The 17,570-nt window shown below is 57.9% G+C and carries 23 protein-coding genes; 12 read left to right on the top strand and 11 right to left on the bottom strand.

Going from position 1 to position 17,570, the window contains the following annotated elements; genetic code table 11:
* Positions 1-8 precede the first annotated feature (8 nt).
* The 3 genes from HYPDE_RS07690 to HYPDE_RS07680 all read right to left on the bottom strand — a co-directional run bounded on the left by HYPDE_RS07690 (position 9) and on the right by HYPDE_RS07680 (position 1,540).
* Complete coding sequence (locus tag HYPDE_RS07690; protein WP_015597850.1) at positions 9-506, bottom strand: DUF992 domain-containing protein; 498 nt, start codon at positions 504-506, stop codon at positions 9-11.
* 233 nt (positions 507-739) lie between these two features.
* The gene (locus tag HYPDE_RS07685; protein ID WP_015597849.1) at positions 740-1,078 is read right to left on the bottom strand and encodes an MmcQ/YjbR family DNA-binding protein; all 339 of its coding nucleotides are present in this window, start codon (positions 1,076-1,078) and stop codon (positions 740-742) included.
* A gap of 57 nt (positions 1,079-1,135) precedes the next feature.
* Positions 1,136-1,540, bottom strand: a complete 405-nt coding sequence (locus HYPDE_RS07680; RefSeq protein ID WP_015597848.1) for a lysozyme inhibitor LprI family protein — start codon at positions 1,538-1,540, stop codon at positions 1,136-1,138.
* A 163-nt stretch (positions 1,541-1,703) separates the two neighbouring features.
* On the opposite strand from HYPDE_RS07680, the gene HYPDE_RS07675 reads away from it, so the two are divergent.
* Both HYPDE_RS07675 and HYPDE_RS07670 read left to right on the top strand, forming a co-directional pair.
* Positions 1,704-2,639, top strand: coding sequence for a pirin family protein (locus HYPDE_RS07675; RefSeq protein WP_015597847.1), 936 nt, complete (start codon positions 1,704-1,706; stop codon positions 2,637-2,639).
* Positions 2,640-2,962: 323 nt separating this feature from the next.
* Complete coding sequence (locus tag HYPDE_RS07670; RefSeq protein WP_015597846.1) at positions 2,963-3,229, top strand: hypothetical protein; 267 nt, start codon at positions 2,963-2,965, stop codon at positions 3,227-3,229.
* A 54-nt stretch (positions 3,230-3,283) separates the two neighbouring features.
* On the opposite strand, the gene queF is transcribed toward HYPDE_RS07670, so the two are convergent.
* Positions 3,284-3,742 carry a preQ(1) synthase gene (queF, locus tag HYPDE_RS07665; protein WP_015597845.1) on the bottom strand — a complete coding sequence of 153 codons (459 nt, stop codon included), beginning with the start codon at positions 3,740-3,742 and terminating at the stop codon, positions 3,284-3,286.
* Between the two features lie 151 nt (positions 3,743-3,893).
* A complete protein-coding gene (queE, locus tag HYPDE_RS07660) occupies positions 3,894-4,520 on the bottom strand; it encodes a 7-carboxy-7-deazaguanine synthase (protein ID WP_015597844.1) in 627 nt (208 codons plus the stop codon).
* 152 nt (positions 4,521-4,672) lie between these two features.
* Here queE and HYPDE_RS07655 point away from each other — a divergent pair, with 152 nt between their 5' ends.
* Complete coding sequence (locus tag HYPDE_RS07655) at positions 4,673-5,158, top strand: PaaI family thioesterase (protein WP_041321005.1); 486 nt, start codon at positions 4,673-4,675, stop codon at positions 5,156-5,158.
* Between the two features lie 6 nt (positions 5,159-5,164).
* Here the strand turns inward: HYPDE_RS07655 and HYPDE_RS07650 are convergent, their stop codons facing one another.
* Genes HYPDE_RS07650 through HYPDE_RS07640 form a run of 3 tightly spaced genes read right to left on the bottom strand, consistent with a single transcriptional unit; the run spans position 5,165 to position 6,450 of the window.
* Entirely contained in the window at positions 5,165-5,410 is a 246-nt protein-coding gene (locus HYPDE_RS07650; protein ID WP_015597842.1) for a hypothetical protein, read from the bottom strand.
* Positions 5,389-6,087: a 7-cyano-7-deazaguanine synthase QueC gene (gene queC / locus HYPDE_RS07645; RefSeq protein ID WP_041320170.1), complete on the bottom strand. Its 699-nt coding sequence runs from the start codon at positions 6,085-6,087 to the stop codon at positions 5,389-5,391. The genes HYPDE_RS07650 and queC overlap by 22 nt, the downstream gene beginning before the upstream one ends.
* Before the next feature lie 3 nt (positions 6,088-6,090).
* Positions 6,091-6,450 (bottom strand): GFA family protein, encoded by a 360-nt coding sequence (locus HYPDE_RS07640; protein ID WP_015597840.1) that lies wholly within the window; start codon positions 6,448-6,450, stop codon positions 6,091-6,093.
* A 153-nt stretch (positions 6,451-6,603) separates the two neighbouring features.
* Here HYPDE_RS07640 and eno point away from each other — a divergent pair, with 153 nt between their 5' ends.
* From eno to HYPDE_RS07585, 9 genes are all read left to right on the top strand, one after another.
* Entirely contained in the window at positions 6,604-7,890 is a 1,287-nt protein-coding gene (eno, locus tag HYPDE_RS07635; RefSeq protein ID WP_015597839.1) for a phosphopyruvate hydratase, read from the top strand.
* A 682-nt stretch (positions 7,891-8,572) separates the two neighbouring features.
* On the top strand, positions 8,573-9,361 hold the full coding sequence (locus HYPDE_RS18460; RefSeq protein WP_051111983.1) for an outer membrane protein: 789 nt from the start codon (positions 8,573-8,575) through the stop codon (positions 9,359-9,361).
* A gap of 479 nt (positions 9,362-9,840) precedes the next feature.
* Positions 9,841-10,389, top strand: coding sequence for a hypothetical protein (locus tag HYPDE_RS07615; RefSeq protein WP_015597835.1), 549 nt, complete (start codon positions 9,841-9,843; stop codon positions 10,387-10,389).
* A complete protein-coding gene (locus HYPDE_RS07610; RefSeq protein ID WP_015597834.1) occupies positions 10,386-11,267 on the top strand; it encodes a ParA family protein in 882 nt (293 codons plus the stop codon). Before HYPDE_RS07615 ends, HYPDE_RS07610 begins: the two co-directional genes overlap by 4 nt.
* A 1-nt stretch (position 11,268) precedes the next feature.
* On the top strand, positions 11,269-11,637 hold the full coding sequence (locus HYPDE_RS07605; RefSeq protein ID WP_015597833.1) for a hypothetical protein: 369 nt from the start codon (positions 11,269-11,271) through the stop codon (positions 11,635-11,637).
* A 65-nt stretch (positions 11,638-11,702) separates the two neighbouring features.
* On the top strand, positions 11,703-12,188 hold the full coding sequence (locus HYPDE_RS07600) for a hypothetical protein (RefSeq protein WP_015597832.1): 486 nt from the start codon (positions 11,703-11,705) through the stop codon (positions 12,186-12,188).
* A 635-nt stretch (positions 12,189-12,823) separates the two neighbouring features.
* Complete coding sequence (locus HYPDE_RS18755) at positions 12,824-13,117, top strand: hypothetical protein (protein ID WP_015597830.1); 294 nt, start codon at positions 12,824-12,826, stop codon at positions 13,115-13,117.
* A 1,323-nt stretch (positions 13,118-14,440) separates the two neighbouring features.
* Complete coding sequence (locus HYPDE_RS07590; RefSeq protein WP_244437808.1) at positions 14,441-14,983, top strand: Spy/CpxP family protein refolding chaperone; 543 nt, start codon at positions 14,441-14,443, stop codon at positions 14,981-14,983.
* A gap of 7 nt (positions 14,984-14,990) precedes the next feature.
* Positions 14,991-15,377 carry a DUF302 domain-containing protein gene (locus tag HYPDE_RS07585; RefSeq protein ID WP_015597828.1) on the top strand — a complete coding sequence of 129 codons (387 nt, stop codon included), beginning with the start codon at positions 14,991-14,993 and terminating at the stop codon, positions 15,375-15,377.
* A 171-nt stretch (positions 15,378-15,548) separates the two neighbouring features.
* Here the strand turns inward: HYPDE_RS07585 and HYPDE_RS07580 are convergent, their stop codons facing one another.
* The 3 genes from HYPDE_RS07580 to HYPDE_RS07570 all read right to left on the bottom strand — a co-directional run bounded on the left by HYPDE_RS07580 (position 15,549) and on the right by HYPDE_RS07570 (position 17,526).
* Complete coding sequence (locus HYPDE_RS07580; RefSeq protein ID WP_015597827.1) at positions 15,549-15,734, bottom strand: hypothetical protein; 186 nt, start codon at positions 15,732-15,734, stop codon at positions 15,549-15,551.
* Positions 15,735-15,975: 241 nt separating this feature from the next.
* The gene (locus HYPDE_RS07575; RefSeq protein WP_015597826.1) at positions 15,976-16,260 is read right to left on the bottom strand and encodes a PilZ domain-containing protein; all 285 of its coding nucleotides are present in this window, start codon (positions 16,258-16,260) and stop codon (positions 15,976-15,978) included.
* Positions 16,261-16,794: 534 nt separating this feature from the next.
* The gene (locus HYPDE_RS07570; protein WP_041320162.1) at positions 16,795-17,526 is read right to left on the bottom strand and encodes a type 1 glutamine amidotransferase; all 732 of its coding nucleotides are present in this window, start codon (positions 17,524-17,526) and stop codon (positions 16,795-16,797) included.
* Positions 17,527-17,570: the final 44 nt, after the last annotated feature.

Raw genomic sequence — 17,570 nt, 5'->3', positions numbered from 1 at the left:
GCGTCCGACTAGCCGCGTTCGAGCGTCAGTCCGGCGACACCGGCCGAGAGATTGAGACCCGTTTGTCCTTCGACGCTGACGGGCTGCAGCACGATCGACTGGCTGGAGCCGCCGATGAGCGCATTGGCGTTGGCACCGATGCCGACAGCCGCGCCTGCGGTGAGGCCGCCATAACCGCCTTCGAGCGCACCCTCCGGAATGTCGACTGTCGTACCCAAGACCGTCCATACCAGCGTGCTCTCGCCCGTATAGCCGATGTCGACGCCGATCTTCGTGATCGTCGCCAGATAAGGATGCCGACGGGCGCTGACGGCCGTCGTAAAAATGCAGTGCATCCTTTCTTTCGAGCCGAGGATCAAACCAACGCCGCCGTGGCCCTTGCAGGTGAGGGTGCCGAGGGTAATTTTCGGCGCAGCGACGGACGGCGTGACCTGGATGGCGGCCGCTGCAACGAGCGCAACGACCGCTGCAAGAGCTGGCGATGTGCTGGCAAATGATGGCTTCATAGTCTCGTTTCTCCTTGATCGGCCCAAAGGCCGCCCATTGCCATCAACTGACTTGGCACGTGCGGTCTACCGCGAAGCATCTTGTTTAAATTTCCAAAAAAGACGGTTCGGTGGCGGCAGGAGGTTGCTCGAAGCGGTGAGCGCAGCAAACGTCGCTTCGCGTCACACCGACCTAACGCATTGCTATTCCGGATGTTCTGATGGTTTCGTTGATACAACTTGACGGGGTTTCTTTATTTGCGGGTGCGTCTGGACTTGCGTTTCTCGGGCACGGCATGCCGCCAAGCCATTTCGACAGCGGAGCGCAGCTCCTCGACGCTGACGTTCGCCAGCGTGACGGTCGTGAAGCCTTGCCGCCCCCACGCGTTGGGAACGGGCTGGAAAGCTTCCGGCGCCAGCATGCACTTGAATTCCTGCTCGTCGGGTGTGAACTTGATATTGGCGGTCTGTTCATCCGCAGCAAGCGTCGCGTACGTGCGCTTCACCTTGAATGCGCGGTGGTCGAAATGCGGAGCTTCGCTCGTTCCATCGAGCGACAGGCAAATCCTACGAAAATCTCGGGCATCTGCCATCGGACAGCCAGCGGAAAAATTCGCTATTCGCTTTTCGTAAGATGCATGGGCGAGATGTCAATGCTCTCCGTAGCGCTCTTTGAGTTCCTTTGTCCGCTGCATGGTCTTCTCGGTCATGCATCCGAGACTCGCTGATGTCGTTCCCGAACCGGCGCTCCATTCTTGCGCAACTAAGTCTTTGCAATCGGCATCCCGGTAGGCAAGCCACGCCCGTTGCGAAGCGCGCAGTGCAGCTTCAAAGCTCTTTGCGTCGTACGGCTTTTCGAGATCACGTCCGTTGATGCTGGCGAGCGCCGCTTCATACGCGGCATTCAGAGTCTTGTCGGCGGCTTGGAAATCTTTTTCCGCGCAGAAGTTTATTTCGACCGTAGAGGAGGCATTGGCACAGTCGATATTTTCTGCGTGGGCCGAGCCCGATCCGAGCGACAGCAGCAGAACGATGATCGCGAGATAGCGTTTCATGATGAGGTTCCCATTCGTGACACTATATCTCTAGTCGTGACAAGGTCCTGCCGGGAAGCGTGTCTCCGGTATAAAGCTGCAACGAGATGAACAGCTTGATTTACCGCCATTTGCCGATCGCTGACGCCGATCCTATGATCGGATGAAACGGAAGGAGTGGTCTATGAGCTGGCTCACCGATAACGATCCCATTCCGGGCGATGCCAAGTCGTGCGATGCCATCGAGAATGTCATCATCCCTCGTGCGCACGACCTCGGCGGATTTGAAGTGCGCCGCGCGCTGCCATCGGCGAAGCGGCAGATGGTCGGACCCTTCATCTTCTTCGATCAGATGGGACCCGCGCAATTTCTGTCGGGTCAGGGCGTTGACGTGCGGCCGCATCCGCATATCGGCCTTGCAACCGTAACGTATCTGTTCGACGGCGAAATGATGCACCGCGACAGCCTTGGATCGGCACTGGCGATCCGCCCGGGCGACGTCAATCTGATGACCGCCGGTCGCGGTATCGTTCATTCCGAGCGCACGGCCGTCGAGAAACGCGCCGCTGGTCAGAATCTCTCCGGAATCCAGGCTTGGATGGCGTTGCCGAAATCGCATGAGGAAGGCGAACCGGCGTTTGCTCACCATGCAGTCGGCGAGCTGCCGCGTTTCGAGGGCGAGGGCAAACGCGTCCGTCTGGTCGTCGGTTCGCTTTACGGCGAAACGTCTCCCGCAGTCTTTCCGCACGATTGCTTCTATGCGGAGGCCGTGCTCGCGCCCGGTGCCGTGCTGCCGCTCGATCTCGATTACGGCGAGCGCGCCGTCTACATCGTGTCGGGGCGCATCGATATCGCGGGCGAGGTTTTCGAGAGTGGTCAGCTACTTGTCTTCAAACCGGGAGACCGTATTTCTATTTTAGCGGAGACGAATGCGCGTCTGATGCTCTTGGGCGGCGAGCCGATGGATGGTCCGCGCCATATCTGGTGGAATTTCGTATCGAGTTCGAAAGAGCGCATTGACGAAGCCAAGAACGATTGGCGCCAGGGCCGCTTTGCAATCGTCCCCGGAGATGAACAGGAATTCATCCCGCTGCCCGAAGATCGCGCGCGTCCGGCGTAGACTCTTCACATCTGAGAAGATTGCCACGCGAGCGGTCGTCATATCGCGCGCACGTTCAGCTGTTGTTCAAGCAAAAAACCAAAAGATAGTCGACAGGCGTCACAAAGGCGGCATCTGTTTCGACGATACGTGAAAACGACGGATGACGCGCGTTGGTGAGTTCAACACTTATGTTCTTGGGCGTCTCCTAGAACACACGCCGCAGCGCAATTTGTGCTGCGGAGTTTGAAGGAAGCAAGTCGTTTGATTATGCAACTCGGTTGTTATCGTCACCGGGTGTCTATCGGACAAGGCTTGCGCCACATCCAGCTTAGGAGAAATCAATGCGTAATCTACTTCTGGCTGTCGCCTTCGCACTGGGTCTCGGCTTCGCCGCGACCGGTACGCAAGCGGCCACTATAGGCAACAACGTCACCGCTCTTCAATCGAGCGCGAAAGCCGGCAACTCGCTTGTCGAAAAAACTTACTACCGCCGCCGCTATTGGCGTCATCATCGCTACTATCGGCCGTGGCGGTATCGTCATCGCCATTATTATTGGCGTCATCACCACCGTCCGTATTACTGGCGCCATCATCGGCGCTGGAGATAGTCCGTGATCTCGCCGGTTGTCCGGTGAAAACGGAGTTTCCGCGGAGGACGAGGCTCAGCCTCGTCCTCTATATGTTTGAACACCCTGATCGGGTAGCCAAACGTCTTTAGGCAGTGTTCCGGTCTGCCAGAACACATCGATCGGTATGCCGCCGCGCGGATACCAATATCCGCCGATCCTAAGATAGTGCGGTTCGATCAGATCGGAGATGCGCTTGGCGATCGCAACCGTGCAATCCTCATGAAACGCGCCGTGGTTGCGAAACGACGCGAGATAGAGCTTCAGCGACTTGCTCTCGACGAGCCACTTAGCCGGCACATAGTCGATGACGAGATGTGCAAAGTCGGGCTGCCCCGTTACCGGACAGAGCGACGTGAACTCGGGTGCGGTGAACCTCGCCGCGTAATGCGTGTCAGGGTGCGGGTTGGCGACGCGTTCAAGTTCCGCTTCGTCAGGATTGTGAGGTAAGGCGACATTCCGGCCAAGCTGTCTGACCTGCGGTTTGCGCGTCATCGCATCTTACTCCGCAGCGAGCCGCGGTTTGCGGCCTCGAACCTGAAGTCTTTATAAATTCGCATGTGCGCTGAATAAGGGATTTTGGCCAGAGGCGCCACTCCGCCAGGCTGCAACCTTCGCGGCAAGCTGCCGCGAAAGGCTGCGATAATTAAGGAATACCGAGCAACTTGTGGGTCTGCAGTGACAACCTCCAGGCCGGGTTTGCCTTGCAATAGGCCACCGCTGCCTGCGTATTGGCTTCGCGTTGTGGCCCGTCCATCGGTTGCAGGAACCGTTGCTCGAATGCGAGGTCAAGGTACTGAGCCGGATCGATACCGTCTTGCGGATAGACGAGCTTCAGTTCCTGGCCGTGCCTTTGCTTCAGTTCCGACCCGGCTTTGGGCGAGACGCAGATCCAGTCGATCGTGTCGAGCACAGGCAGGGTGCCGTTGGTCTCGATCGCGACCGTAAAACCGCTCGCGTGGAGAGCGTCCACCAGTTCTTGGTCGACCTGCAGCATTGGTTCGCCGCCGGTCAGCACAACCAGCATTTCGCCATCCGACAGACAGGCGGCTCGGCACGCTCGCGCCACAGCGTCTGCCGCCTGAAAGCGGCCGCCCCCGTCTCCGTCGGTGCCGACAAAATCCGTATCGCAGAATTGGCAGATGGCCTTCGCCCGATCCGCCTCACGGCCGGTCCACAGGTTGCAGCCCGCGAACCGGCAAAATACGGCCGGCCGGCCAGCGTTCGCGCCTTCCCCCTGGAGAGTGTAGAAAATTTCCTTGACGGAATACATGGCGCGATACCTAGGCCGCGGGCCCGGCAAGTCAAGTTAAGGCGCAGCCTTGCGCATCGTCGCATTGAAGCCGGTCGGAAAGAGGGATTACGTCTCAGCGGTGGCGGGGTCCCGTCCCATCAATCATGATAGCCGAGGCCGCGGACGCTCGTATGACAGAAAGCACCCATTCGCCCGCAGATACGGGTATCGTCAGCCCTGAGCTCCTCGCCTCGATGTCGGGGCTGGAATACCTTCAGAAAATGCAGCGCGGCGACTTGCCGGGAATGCCTATCGCCAAGACGCTGGCCCTCAGCCTGAACGATGTGGAGAAGGGGAGGGCCGTTTTCGCTTCCACGCCGCGCATCGAGCACTACAATGCGATCGGGACGGTGCACGCAGGATATACCGCCACGCTCCTTGATTCCTGCATGGCTTGCGCTGTGCTTTCCACACTTCCGAAGGGTACGGGGTTTACGACCATGGAGTTCAAAGTGTCGTTGCTCCGCCCCGTGACGAAGGAAACAGGGCCGGTCAGGGCGGAGGGGGTCCTGATGAGCCGGGGACGGCGCGGCGCCACGGCGGAAGGCCGGTTGACTGACGCGAACGGCAAGCTGCTGGCTCACGCCACTACAACCTGTCTGATCTTCGAATTCTGATTTTCTTCAGGTCAGCGAGGCAAGAATGGCCCCGAGTTCGTCCTCTGCCTTGGTGAAATCCTCGAACCGTCGACCAGCCTTGGCGTACCAATACCGGCTGTTACCATGATCGCCTTCGATTTTATGAAGGCATGCATGCAACCAGCAGAAAAGCGGGTCGGATTCATTCTGCTGAGCGATCGCATGCGCTCCATCCCAATCGCCTTCGAGGGCCAGCCCGACGCCGCGTTTCAGATCGTGCGGGCTTGCCATTCGTTCCATCCTTTGGCGCGAAGCTCGCAGGCCGGGCATGTTCCGCAGCCGTAACCCCACGTGTGGCGATGCGAACGGTCGCCGAGATAGCACGTGTGCGTATCTTCGATGATCAGGTCGATCAGATCTCGGCCGCCGAGCTTGCCGGCGAGTTCCCATGTCGCCGCCTTGTCGATGAACATCAGCGGCGTTTCGATTTCGAGATGCGTATCGAGCCCGAGAGAGAGCGCCTGCGCGAGTGCTTGAATGGTGGCGTTGCGGCAATCGGGATAGCCGGAAAAATCCGTTTCACACATGCCGCCGACGAGTGTCGCGATGCCGCGGCGATAGGCGAGCGCCGCCGCATAGGTGAGAAAAAGGAGGTTGCGACCCGGCACGAACGTCGTCGGCAATCCGGTTGCCGCGAACGTAATCTCGGTTTCGCGCGTCAGGGCCGTATCGCTGATGCTCTCAAGCGCCGGCAAATCGAGAACGACGTCGGCGCCGAGTTTCGAGCCGTTTCGCCGTTTCGCAAGCTCGGAGCGGATGATCGGCCGCTGCGCCAGCTCGACGGCGTGACGCTGACCGTACGTGAAGCCGAGGGTCTCCACGCGTTCGTAGCGGTCGAGTGCCCAGGCGAGGCACACGGTCGAATCCTGACCGCCTGAAAACAGGACTAGGGCCGACGACTGGGGCACGGCTTAGAGACTTCTTCCGTCGAACTGGCTGGGTGTCATCCCGGCAACATCGACCCCATCGAGGCAGCGCACATTCACCGCGACCATTGGTTCGCCGCCTGGCTTTTCGCCTTCGGCAAACGACGCTACACCGCACGTCGAGCAGAATAAGTGGTGGATGACCTTCTTGTTGAACTGGTAGTCGGTCAAAGCATCCTGCCCCGAAAGCAGCCGAAATTTCGACTGCGGCACAAACGCCAATATCGAACCCCGCTTCTGGCAAATGGAACAATTGCAGCTGACAAGACTTTCGAGATCTGATTCGACCTCGTAGCGAACCCGGCCACAGTGGCAGCCTCCCGTCCATGTCTTAGCCTCTGCCATGAATCCGGTTCCTCTCGCCGTTAACTAGCCGTTCGGGTAGGGGGGCATCGCCCGGCAGGACTTTGCCTCACGTCATAATAGAGTTTACAACCCGGGCGCAAAACTCCACAGCCCTATTCCTGCGACAAGCAACAACAAGATTTAGGAACGCTCATGACCGCAATCGTCGATATCGTCGGCCGCGAAATTCTGGATAGTCGGGGCAATCCGACGGTCGAGGTCGATGTGCTACTTGAAGACGGTTCGGAAGGACGGGCGGCCGTCCCGTCGGGAGCATCGACCGGGGCGCACGAGGCAATCGAGCTTCGCGACGGCGACAAGGCGCGTTATCTCGGCAAAGGCGTGCTGAAGGCCGTCGACGCCGTCAACGGCGAAATTTTCGATGCGCTCACCGGCATGGATGCGGAGGATCAACGCGGCATCGACGCGGCTCTGATCAAGCTCGATGGTACGCCGAACAAGAGCCGTCTCGGCGCCAACGCTATTCTCGGCGTTTCGCTCGCTGCCGCGAAGGCGGCTGCCCGCGCGAACAATCTCCCGCTTTACCGTTACCTCGGCGGTGTGAATGCGCATGTTCTTCCCGTGCCGATGATGAACATCATCAACGGTGGTGCACACGCCGACAACCCGATCGACATCCAGGAATTTCTGATCATGCCGGTCGCGGCCGAGACATGTGCGGATGCGATCCGTATCGGCGCCGAAGTCTTCCACACGCTGAAGAAGAGCTTGAAGGACGCAGGCCACAGTACGTCGGTCGGTGACGAAGGCGGCTTCGCCCCAAACCTGAAGAGCGCCGAAGATGCTTTGTCCTTCATCATGAAGGCTATCGAAAAAGCGGGCTATAAGCCGGGAGACGACGTCGCGCTGGCACTCGACTGCGCGGCGACCGAGTACTTCAAGAATGGCAAATACGAATTCGCAGGCGAGGGGAAGACGCTCGATAGCGCCGGCAACGCCAAATATCTCGAGAGCCTCGTCAACCGCTTTCCGATCATCTCGGTCGAGGACGGCATGGCTGAAGACGACTGGGCAGGTTGGAAGCTGCTGACCGATCTTCTCGGAAAGCGCTGCCAGCTCGTCGGAGACGATCTTTTCGTCACGAACACCGAGCGCCTCGCCGACGGCATCGCGAAGGCCACAGCAAACTCCATTCTCGTCAAAGTGAACCAGATCGGCTCGCTCTCCGAGACGCTCGATGCCGTCAGCATGGCGCAGCGCGCAGGCTATACGGCTGTCATGTCGCATCGCTCTGGCGAGACGGAAGACTCGACGATTGCCGATCTTGCTGTTGCAACGAACTGCGGCCAGATCAAGACGGGTTCGCTGTCGCGCTCCGACAGGCTCGCGAAATATAACCAGCTCATTCGCATCGAAGAGGAACTCGGCGACGTTGCGGTGTACGCCGGGCGCTCGATCTTACGCGCCGCACGTGCCTAGGCGATTAAATCGCATGATAGACCTTTCGTGGAACCAGGCCGCGTTGCCGGGGTTTATGACCTCGAATGACGGCTGGAGGTCGGGATGTGGTGGTCCCGTCAAGAGTAAAGTCCCGAAGTTCAAACATGCCTCGCCGAATTCGATTGCTCCTTCGAAGTCGAGCGTGGCGCTTCAATGCGCCGAGGCGGCAACGAGCACCGGCATTTGAACGGAAAGGGCTAAGCGCAGAAAATAGTTCAGCGCCGGATGAAGCTTCCATGTTGGCTCACGAGTACTCTCCCCGGCAACGCTCAGGTGTTTCACGTTTTGTTTTGCGAAGCATCGGCTTGGCGTCCGACGTGACATTGCTTGTTCTAGCGTCGCCGGTTTTCGTGGCGTGGATGGCGTATCGCGCTGCCCGAAGCTATCTCAGCAGCACGCGCGGGAAACCCTAAGTCACTGTCCAGAGCAAAAGTCCGATTCCAGCCGGTGCAAGCCCCATCTTGTCGGCTTCCGGCAGATAGTGTTGGGCAAAAGCGTGAGCTTCACGCCACGGCAGGCACCTGAACAACGGTCGTTTTAACATTGGACCTCGACGCCCGCCGCGAATCACCCGCCTCTCTCACCCTAGAAATATTGTGAGTCGCCGGAAGCCGCGAGGGAGCGGGGCTTGGCGGCATGGGTGAATGACGGAGGGGTTGCAATGAAGAAGTTTATTTATGCGCTGGCGGTGCTGGGCGCCTTGTCTTTTGGCGCCGTTGACGCCCGCGCGGACGGGAGTCTGAAAGATGCGGCGGCGCCTCTTGCGGAGGCCGGCCGCTGCGTCGGGGGGGCTTTCTCAGGCGCCTATTTGGGCGCGCAGATCGGCGGCGGCAGCTTGCGGTCGAGTCAGGACGTCAGCACTGGGGAAGGTGGCTCGTTCAGCGATAATGGCGCGGCGTTCACAATCGGCACGCACAGCGGCTACAACGTACAGTGCGGCCGCGTTCTGTTCGGCATTGAATCGGATTTCAACTATTTCCAAGCCGATACAGACTCGCACCTGGATTATTCTTGCGCCGAATGCAGCAATGAAACTGGAACGGCATCATTTAAGACCAGCATGAATTGGTTCGGGACTCTTCGCGGCCGTCTCGGCATCGTGCAGATGGACAACATACTGATCTATGCAACAGGCGGTTTAGCCTATGCGGATATCGAGCACAGCTTTTCCGACACTGGGCCTGGCTTTTCGCGAACAGATAGCAACACCGAATACGGTTGGACAGCGGGCGGCGGTGTTGAGTTCCTTCGCAATGGTCCGTGGTCGATCCGCGCCGATGCGCTCTACATAGATCTTGGCTCGCAAGATCACACCTACACATTACCGGACTGCGAAGTATCCTGTACGTCGAGATCTCACTGGGATGATAATTTCTGGGTCGCGCGCGTTGGCTTCACCTATCACATCGGCGACCTGCGCCGCGAGGCGCCCATCGTTCCTCTGAAGTAAAGCCGACCACCGACGTCATTTGCGGAAAGGGGCTCAATTCGAGCCCCTTTTTACTTTCGTCCATGGGAATGTCTCAGAATAAAGCAGCATTATTTTCTCAGCCGCATTTCGCGCAGCAAGTCTCGCGGAGATAACCAGAGCCGGGCTGCATACGCCGTTTTCATTCTAGCGCCTGCGAGGTCATTGCGGGCGAAGCCAAATCTCGGATCATGCGGCAGCCGGATGCACTTAACTGCTTGCCGGTTCATGAAAATGTTCATGCAATGCAGCTGCATCCCGCGATCCATCCCACGCATGGAGGGCGACCGGGTCGATCTACCGGTGGGCGCGGCTTTAGGAGCCAGATCGATATTTATCCGGCGGCCCCCAAACATTGGAGTATTAGGAGGGGCAGGTCCGGCTGCCTCGCTGCCAGTCCTCTGGCCATATAGACGTTCCGTCCCTATGGTTGCGCCGGAATATGGTGGGGGCGTTTCCGCATGCTCGAGCGTGATCTTTACGAGCCCGTATACAACTATCTGGAGGTCCGCTTCAGGGATCGGTTGCAGCCGGCCCGTGGGGATCTTCGCCACATAACAGCCATCACGGCGAATGCGGGGGGAAACTCGACAGGTACATGGTCGAAATCCGACCTCTGCATGATCAGCCTGTCTCGACAGAAGTATGGAATTACCTGGAGGATCGACCTGCACGGCTTTGAAGTGAAGCCGCTAGGATCGTGCACCGTCCAGTCCGTGCACGAGGCATTGAACCATACTTCGCTCGTCAATTTCACGTATCTGGTCTGGCACACTGAGGATTGGGACGAAGCCCGCGACGAGTGTTCGATCATCCTTTCACGTTGCTCGCACTACGGAGTAGGCCTGATTACGTTCAGTGATGCGTGCGATCTCAGGTCGTATGTTTTGCATCTGCCTGCTCGTCGTCATGAGCCGGCAGCGGACGCATTCGACGAATTTGTTGAAACTCGGCTTTCGCAGAGCGATCGCACAAAGCTGCTCGGCTGGATCACGGAATTACGGCGATGAGCATCATCGTGGCGATTGCGAACCCGAAAGGAGGCGTCGGCAAGTCTCTTACGACAATGATGCTCGCCGACGGGTTGGCGCTAACGTACGGCGCCCGCATACTGGTCATCGATGCCGATCCTCAGGCCGGCGTCACGAAGGCATTGCTCGGCATCGCGGCCGAGCATGAGCTTCAGAGACGACAGATTGGACTCGGCACCATTCTGCAATCATTTCAAAAAGGAGAAAGCATCCGTCTCGCAGGGCACCGGGTAGCGGCGGGGGATTTGGTGGAGCTTCGGAGTCGCCAGCCCGGTCTCATCGACATCATACCATCCAACCATGAACTGCTGGGTGCCCTTCCGGATTTCGAGCACGCCACACGAAAAAAACGACGAAAGGATCGATTGGATGTTTTGTTGTCGAACGCGCTACGTGCCGAATTACACCACATCGAGTCCAACTACGATGTCGTCCTGATAGACTGCCCAGCAGGTCCGGGTGCACTGGGTCTAACGGGAATGAGATTGGCGCAGCATATTGTCATGCCAACCAGCTTAGAGACGAATGCGTATTCTACGCTGACGGATTTTCTGAAGTTCATATTGGCTGACGATCTCGACCTTGCTTCCCAAGTGCGAGTTCATCCGTTGATCACACAGTACCACGCGACGAATACAACCCAGCGGGAGATGCTTCATCACATCAAACAAGGGTTATACGAGCTGAACGCAATCCCGCGTCCGGTGCCCTACGCTACGGCACTTCAGAATGCCGCCGCGCATCCTGGGCCAGGGGCTTTTCGGTCAGCACGGGAAAAATACGGCAACGCACTTCCCGATCTCGTCGCGATGACCAAGGCAGTGGCAGAAAGAATTAGCTCAAACCATCGAGGGTAAAGTGAGCAAATCAGTTTCACCCGGCGAAGCTCTTGAAAGAATTTTCGAAGTTATTCGAGAGGAGGCGGCCGCCAATCCGACCTTCGCTCGGCGACTGCTCGACGCTGCTGACATCACTGTCGTCTTCTCTGGCCCAGATGCGGTGAAAGTCGCCGATCCCATCTTTATCGCTGCGCGTGCGGATTATGCGAGCTTTCGAGAGAGCTTCATAGGTTTCACTGAGAAGGATTTGAAGAGCCTGATAAAAGGGTTTGCGCTTGCCACGGACGAGCAGATCAAAGGAGTGAAAACCAAGCCCAAGCAGGGCGGTCTTGTGGATCTGATGTGGGAGGGTGCAAAGCGTAAACTCGACGAGCGCCGTGTCAGATGAAAAGATTGAGTATGCGACTCGCCTCATGGAATGGATCGATCTCAGCAATTGCAGCAGGTGACTCGATGACAATGCGCATCATCCTTCTGGCGCTCGCGACGCTTCTCGATGTGACCCTCGCGAGCGCTGGGCATGCGTCGGACCTCCCTTTCAATCTTCTGAATGGCACTTGGGCCGGGGCAGGAAGCCTTATCTACGACAGCGGACCGCCAGATAAGCTTGATTGTTTGGGCTATTATCGGAGCGCCGACGGGGGAAAATCTCTCGGCATCGCGATAAGATGCAACGGAGAACCGGACAAGCTCGAATTTCGCAGCAAGCTTACTTATGTAGATGGAAAGCTATCGGGCACCTGGGAAGAACGAACCAATAATGCGGCGGGCAATGCATCAGGTACGGTCACCGAGAACAGTCTGCGCGTGGAATTCGATGGCAGCCTTTCGGGAAGCGTGTCGATAACATTTTCGCCTTCACAGCAGTCGATCACCGTTACGATTTCGACAGCCGGTTCCGAGCTGAAGGGCGCACGCGTCGGTTTCAACCGACGCTGACGTCAACCGAAAGACTCAAGCTGGCACCGGCAGGATGGAACGCTGCGGCAGCGTGTCCGTTCCATGGAAAATGAACTCCCGCGACCCCACATAAAGGGCAAGTCAGCTAAGGAGAAATTCCATGGCATATCATCATGATCAAATGCCCAATGACGTCGGGTTGCTCAATAGCCTGTTCAATGTAGCGATGATTGCGGGCCTTCTGGGCTTTGCGATCCTGGCTGCGTACGTCGTGGGCTAAAATATCGCGGGAGATGCATTCGCATCTCTCCTCGCGCATCAGAATGAGCGGCCGTCATGGCTGCCCATTCTTTCAACTGACGTGAACGGGCGAAGGAAATCGGAGACGCTTTCATTCATCGCAAAAATCTCTGCCGCCCATCGTAGCGATTTGAGCACGTACTGACTCAATTCACCTGCGCGCGTGAACGTCGTCAACGCGCCGGACGGGTTCGCGGGAATCGAAAAGCGACCCGACGAGGGGTTTTGAATCTGGTTTTCATAACAAGTGAATCGTCGATCAACTGAGTACGCTTTGTCAAAAGCCGCTGCAATCGTCCGGAACGTTTGCTAAGATCCGTGAACGGGTCAGGGACACTTGGAGGGAGAAATTCCCATAACCAAGGAGTTCAAAAATGAAACTCGTAATCGCGACGGCCTTTTCCGCACTACTGCTCGGCACAGCGTTGACACCAGCACTTGCTGACGACCAACCCTCAACCGATCCCGCCCGGCACAGAATGGGCGACGAGGGCAAACTCCCCGCAACGAACAGTGCAACTAAGCGCGTTCCTGAAATGGGCGCCGGTGGTGAAAGCAGTGGCACCACAGGCTCACACAGAATGGGTAACGAAGGCACGCTTCCTGCCACAGGCAATGTCGGAACACGTGTTCCCGACCAGGGTGCGGGCACTCAGAATCCCAAATAGCGAATTCGATGCAGTTTCGAAATTATTAGTTTGAGACGCGCAACTGGCAAGCATCGCGCGCCGGTTGCGCGTCTGCGTTGCTAAACCGGATATCTGATGCAACGCGTTCTAATTGCCATAAGGATTCTGGGCAAAATCTGATTTTCCGCCTGTCATGCTCCGTTCGCATCAGCGGAGGGTCAAGGAGTTACTGCACGGTCAAGCGGTGAATGTAGATGGCCATAAGCTGTTGCCGCGACCTTCGCAAAAAAAAGCGCCAGGGTTCAAAACCCCGGCGCTCGTGCATTCTAATTCTAGGATTGATCACCAACGACAAATCCGCCGTCCGTGCCGCCACCAGCAACGCCGCGCGGGAGGGCCGATCCAACGGCAATGCCGACGGCCATATCGCCACCAACACCTCATGCGAGCTTGCTCCACAGCCCCCGTATGTTCCGTCTTGAGAGCATGGGCACCGCTGTTCAGTACCGCTGCGCTTGCTCCTGGGCTTATGGCGATATCAGCGATTGCGATCACGCCGAAGAGCGCGATCAGCGACAGAAACATTTTCATGGTTGTTACTCTCCTACGAGCGCGGACATAGCGCCCGAGATCATCATAGCGATCCCGAACCTGCACAATATACCGTTCCGTATGGTTTTCAGGTCGTGAACACGATATTTTTAATTGCTCCAGGGCTTTCCGGAGTATCTGCGCTTGGAGATTTTCGACTATCCCAGGTTTGATTTTCGGCTTTTGGATTTAGCAGTCACTAACCATGGCTGCTAGTCTCGGCGCGGCACCGCCTGATGCCTTGGCCATCGAGGTCCCCATGCACGCAGTTCGTTGGAAGCGATTGCGATTCAGCCCGTGGCGAGTGTTGAGCATCGGCATTGCCAGCAAAAACCGAAAGGGAGATTACCAAGGATAGTGTTGCCGGAGGTGTCTCTCCAGAATGCCCGACAAGTCGAACCGGAGGGCGGCAAAGTCGCGATTCTGCTCGGGCGTGAGAGGGGGTAAGTCAGACGCAGAGCGCATATCCGCATAATTTATTGACATTGCTCGGCCTTCTCCGCCCGGAGATCCGGGGCGGATCAGCGTTCTCGCATTGGCAGTAAACCTCGCGAGCGTTCTTCTTTTTTTTGCGCTGCCAACGTGCGCTCCGTTTGGCTCTGCCCGCGCAACGGCGCCATCGACAACGTCGCCGTCCGTGATGAGCGCGGAGTACTGATCCTAGTCAAATACAAAAATGGCGGTGCAAACTTAAGGTCAGCATGGCCGTGCCTTAAGGCAATTTCCGGCCGAACATGATTGGAGGAAAGGTCCATGAGTAAGCACAATCGATTGATCGCGAGCGTGTTGCTGGCAATGGCGGTTACGACAACGGCGGCAATGGCGCAGAGCCAGCAAGGGTCCGGCATGATGGGTAACGGTCAAGGTATGATGGGTGGGGGCATGCAAGGCATGATGGGCGGGGGCATGATGGGTCCGAACGGAATGATGGGCGGGGGCATGCACGGCATGATGGGCAAGGGGATGATGGGGCCCGGCATGATGATGGGCAACGGCCCGGTGATGGAAGGGCAGCTCGCGTATCTGAAAGCAGAGCTTGGCATTACCGATGCGCAAACGCAGGTTTGGAATGACTATGTGAAGGCCGCCAAGGACCGCGCCGCGTCTATGCAAAGTATGCGCGCAACGATGATGCAGGCGATGCAGTCAGGCACCGCGATAGAGCGCTTGCAGGTGCGCATTCAGGCTATGCAAAGCATGCTGGACAGCATGAAAGCGATCACACCCGCGACCGAGGCGCTCTACAAAGCGCTAAGTGACGACCAAAAGAAGAAAGCCGATCTATTGCTTGGCACGGGCTGTTGCATGCTGTGAGGGCGCTGTGAGCTACTACTTCAGAAAGCTCTTGAACGTTGGCTTCGACGTGGCCATTGCTAGAGTGACGCAATCGCTCAAGGATGAGGGCTTCGGTATCATCACCGAGATCGATGTGACGAAGACACTAAAGAGCAAGATCGGCGTAGAGTTTCGTCCTTACCGTATTCTCGGCGCCTGCAATCCAGGTCTCGCATACGAAGCCTTGAAGCTTGAGGACAAGGTCGGGACCATGTTGCCCTGTAACGTCGTCGTGCAGGAGCTGAAACCCGGCCAAGTCGAAGTGGCCGCGATTGATCCAGTTAAATCGATGGCAGCCATCGATAACCCAGCTCTGCTCGCCGAGGCGCAAATCGTCGGCGAGCGATTGGAGAAGGTGATCCAGTCTCTGTAATTGGCAGGCCGATGCGACCGCCGAGCACCGAGCAGGGACGCGCAGCGTGGCGAATTTGAGCCTGCGTGGTCGATGGATATAGTTTGGCAGCTGACTTAGGGCACGCCTCAGACGCGCCTTCGGCGTCGCGATTGCCAGCAACGGTCGAATGTGGCGCTGCTCCTCGCTTTTTTAAGCGGCGTCAACTTTCCTCGAACTCCCCTTGCACAGGTTAGACAATGCTTCGTGCAGCCGGCGTCGAGCCTCGCGCAGTTCATCGTGGGCGTGGCGAAGCTGCGGGTCCGGACCTAGTTGTTGCTCGATCTCGTGGACGGTCTGGATGAGCGCATAAATTTGGTTGACCGCTTTCTTACGCATAACAGTCACTCCAAGCCTTTTGCCCGCTAACACATCGGCTTCATGACTGTTCCGAGATCGGACTGTTTTTTCGTTCGTGCGCCGCACACTCACCGTATTTCCGGGATCATCTTAGGGCTCATCGCGAAAACTCGCGCAATGAGACAACGGAAACAAGCCGCGTCCACTCGGCTTTATTCCGTGCGCCGCCGCGCGTGCCGGGGGGCTGCGCGGCGGCGTGTGATCCCAGTCAGGCGCCATTCTAAACGCGCCGACCAAATCCGGACGGCTTCTTCGGTTGGGTCGCTCGACCGCTTACGAAGCGAACGCCCAGTCGGCTTGTCGACGCCCACACAACCCTCACCGTGCGCCGCGTGTTGGCAAACGTGTCGACAAGCTCAAAAACCTTGGGGAGCCATTCGCCGTCCTGGACAAGCAACAGCGCTCCCCCGCTCGAAACGTCGGCAATACGGCAGGTCAATTTCTTGCCGTCGCCGAGTTCGATGCGCGCGGGCCGACTTACACCCTGCCGCTCTTCTCTCCGCATCCTTACAGGATGGACCCACAAAATCTAATGGTGAGTTACCAGCCCGATCAGACAACCGGCTTAGCACGGCCAGGGCGAAGCCCCAGCTGGCAACGTTGGCCACGATGCTGGCTAGGGTGTGGCTTGCGCGAAGCTCATCCGCCATTCTTCGAAGGTCTTCAACGCCTCTTTCGGGTTGCGAACCGCCGAAATATCCGGCGGATAGTGTTTCCGCAACCGTCCGCGGAGCGTGGTTCTGCCACTTCAGGGGCTTGTGGCGTCGGAGCGTCTCCACTCACGCACTTCGCTCGCCCCCGCTCGGTTCAACCAGCTGCGACAATCTAGAATGGCGAGACGTCTAGCTTGCCGTACAGTGGGGCAGTTCCGAATATCACCGCCGCAATGTTGATTGCCAGCACGCCTTGAGCTTGAGCCGACAGGCCGTGCGGTCCTGAGAGCCAATGGTGGGGTTTGCTCGTTAACATCACGCTCGCGGGTTGCTTGATTATAGACGGTTACCGCGCGGCGCGGATTTCGGTGGTCGTGGCTGAGCGCCTACGTTGCCATCAGACCAGGCGTTAGGTTCATAACCCGTGCCAACCAAGCATCATAGAGGCGGTCGGTGAATTGCGAGTGCATGGTGGAGCAACGCTGGACGAGACCCTCGCGGACCTGCTGGATAGACTGAACACTAGGCGATGAAGGTTCGATGTCATAGCCGTAGATGTCCAGCCACGCTTCCAGCATGTCAGCCGTCATTTCAACGTGGGCGACCGTAGCCACGGTATTGCCAAACACGTACGCTTGCTCGGGGCAATAGTCGCTGGAGTACAGAGGCTGGGCGCCCGGAGGCAAGCTGAATGCCTCATGGTGCCAAATGAAGATTTGGAACTGGTCGGGCACATCTTGAAGCCATTTTCGGGCCTGTGGGTTGTCGTGCTTTCGGACGTCATGCCAACCGATTTCCTTACTCGGCATTGGGGCAACAGTGCCGCCCAGTGCCTTGGCAATCAGTTGGCTTCCCAAACAATGGCCCAGCATCGGCAGCCCTTGCGTGGCAGCGACTCGGATCAACTGCATTTCCTCGGCCAACCAAGGGTGTCCGTCGTTGACGCTCATGGTTCCGCCCAGGAACACTAGCCCCGAGATGTCATCGATTTGCTGCGGAACCTGGTCTCCGCGATCCATGCATACCAGCTCCCAGGGGACGCCTCTGCTGGCCAAGTGCTCTGTGAGGCGCCCGGGTTGAATCCAGTCCTCGTGGCGGAAGATGCGTATTGGCTTCATCTATTGAATGCTGGCCGTATACCCCGAGATCGCAATTCGTTCAG

It is taken from the genome of Hyphomicrobium denitrificans 1NES1 (assembly GCF_000230975.2).
Lineage (GTDB): Bacteria > Pseudomonadota > Alphaproteobacteria > Rhizobiales > Hyphomicrobiaceae > Hyphomicrobium_B > Hyphomicrobium_B denitrificans_A.
Note: the sequence above shows the minus strand (reverse complement) of the source record. Positions and strands in the feature narration are given on the sequence as shown.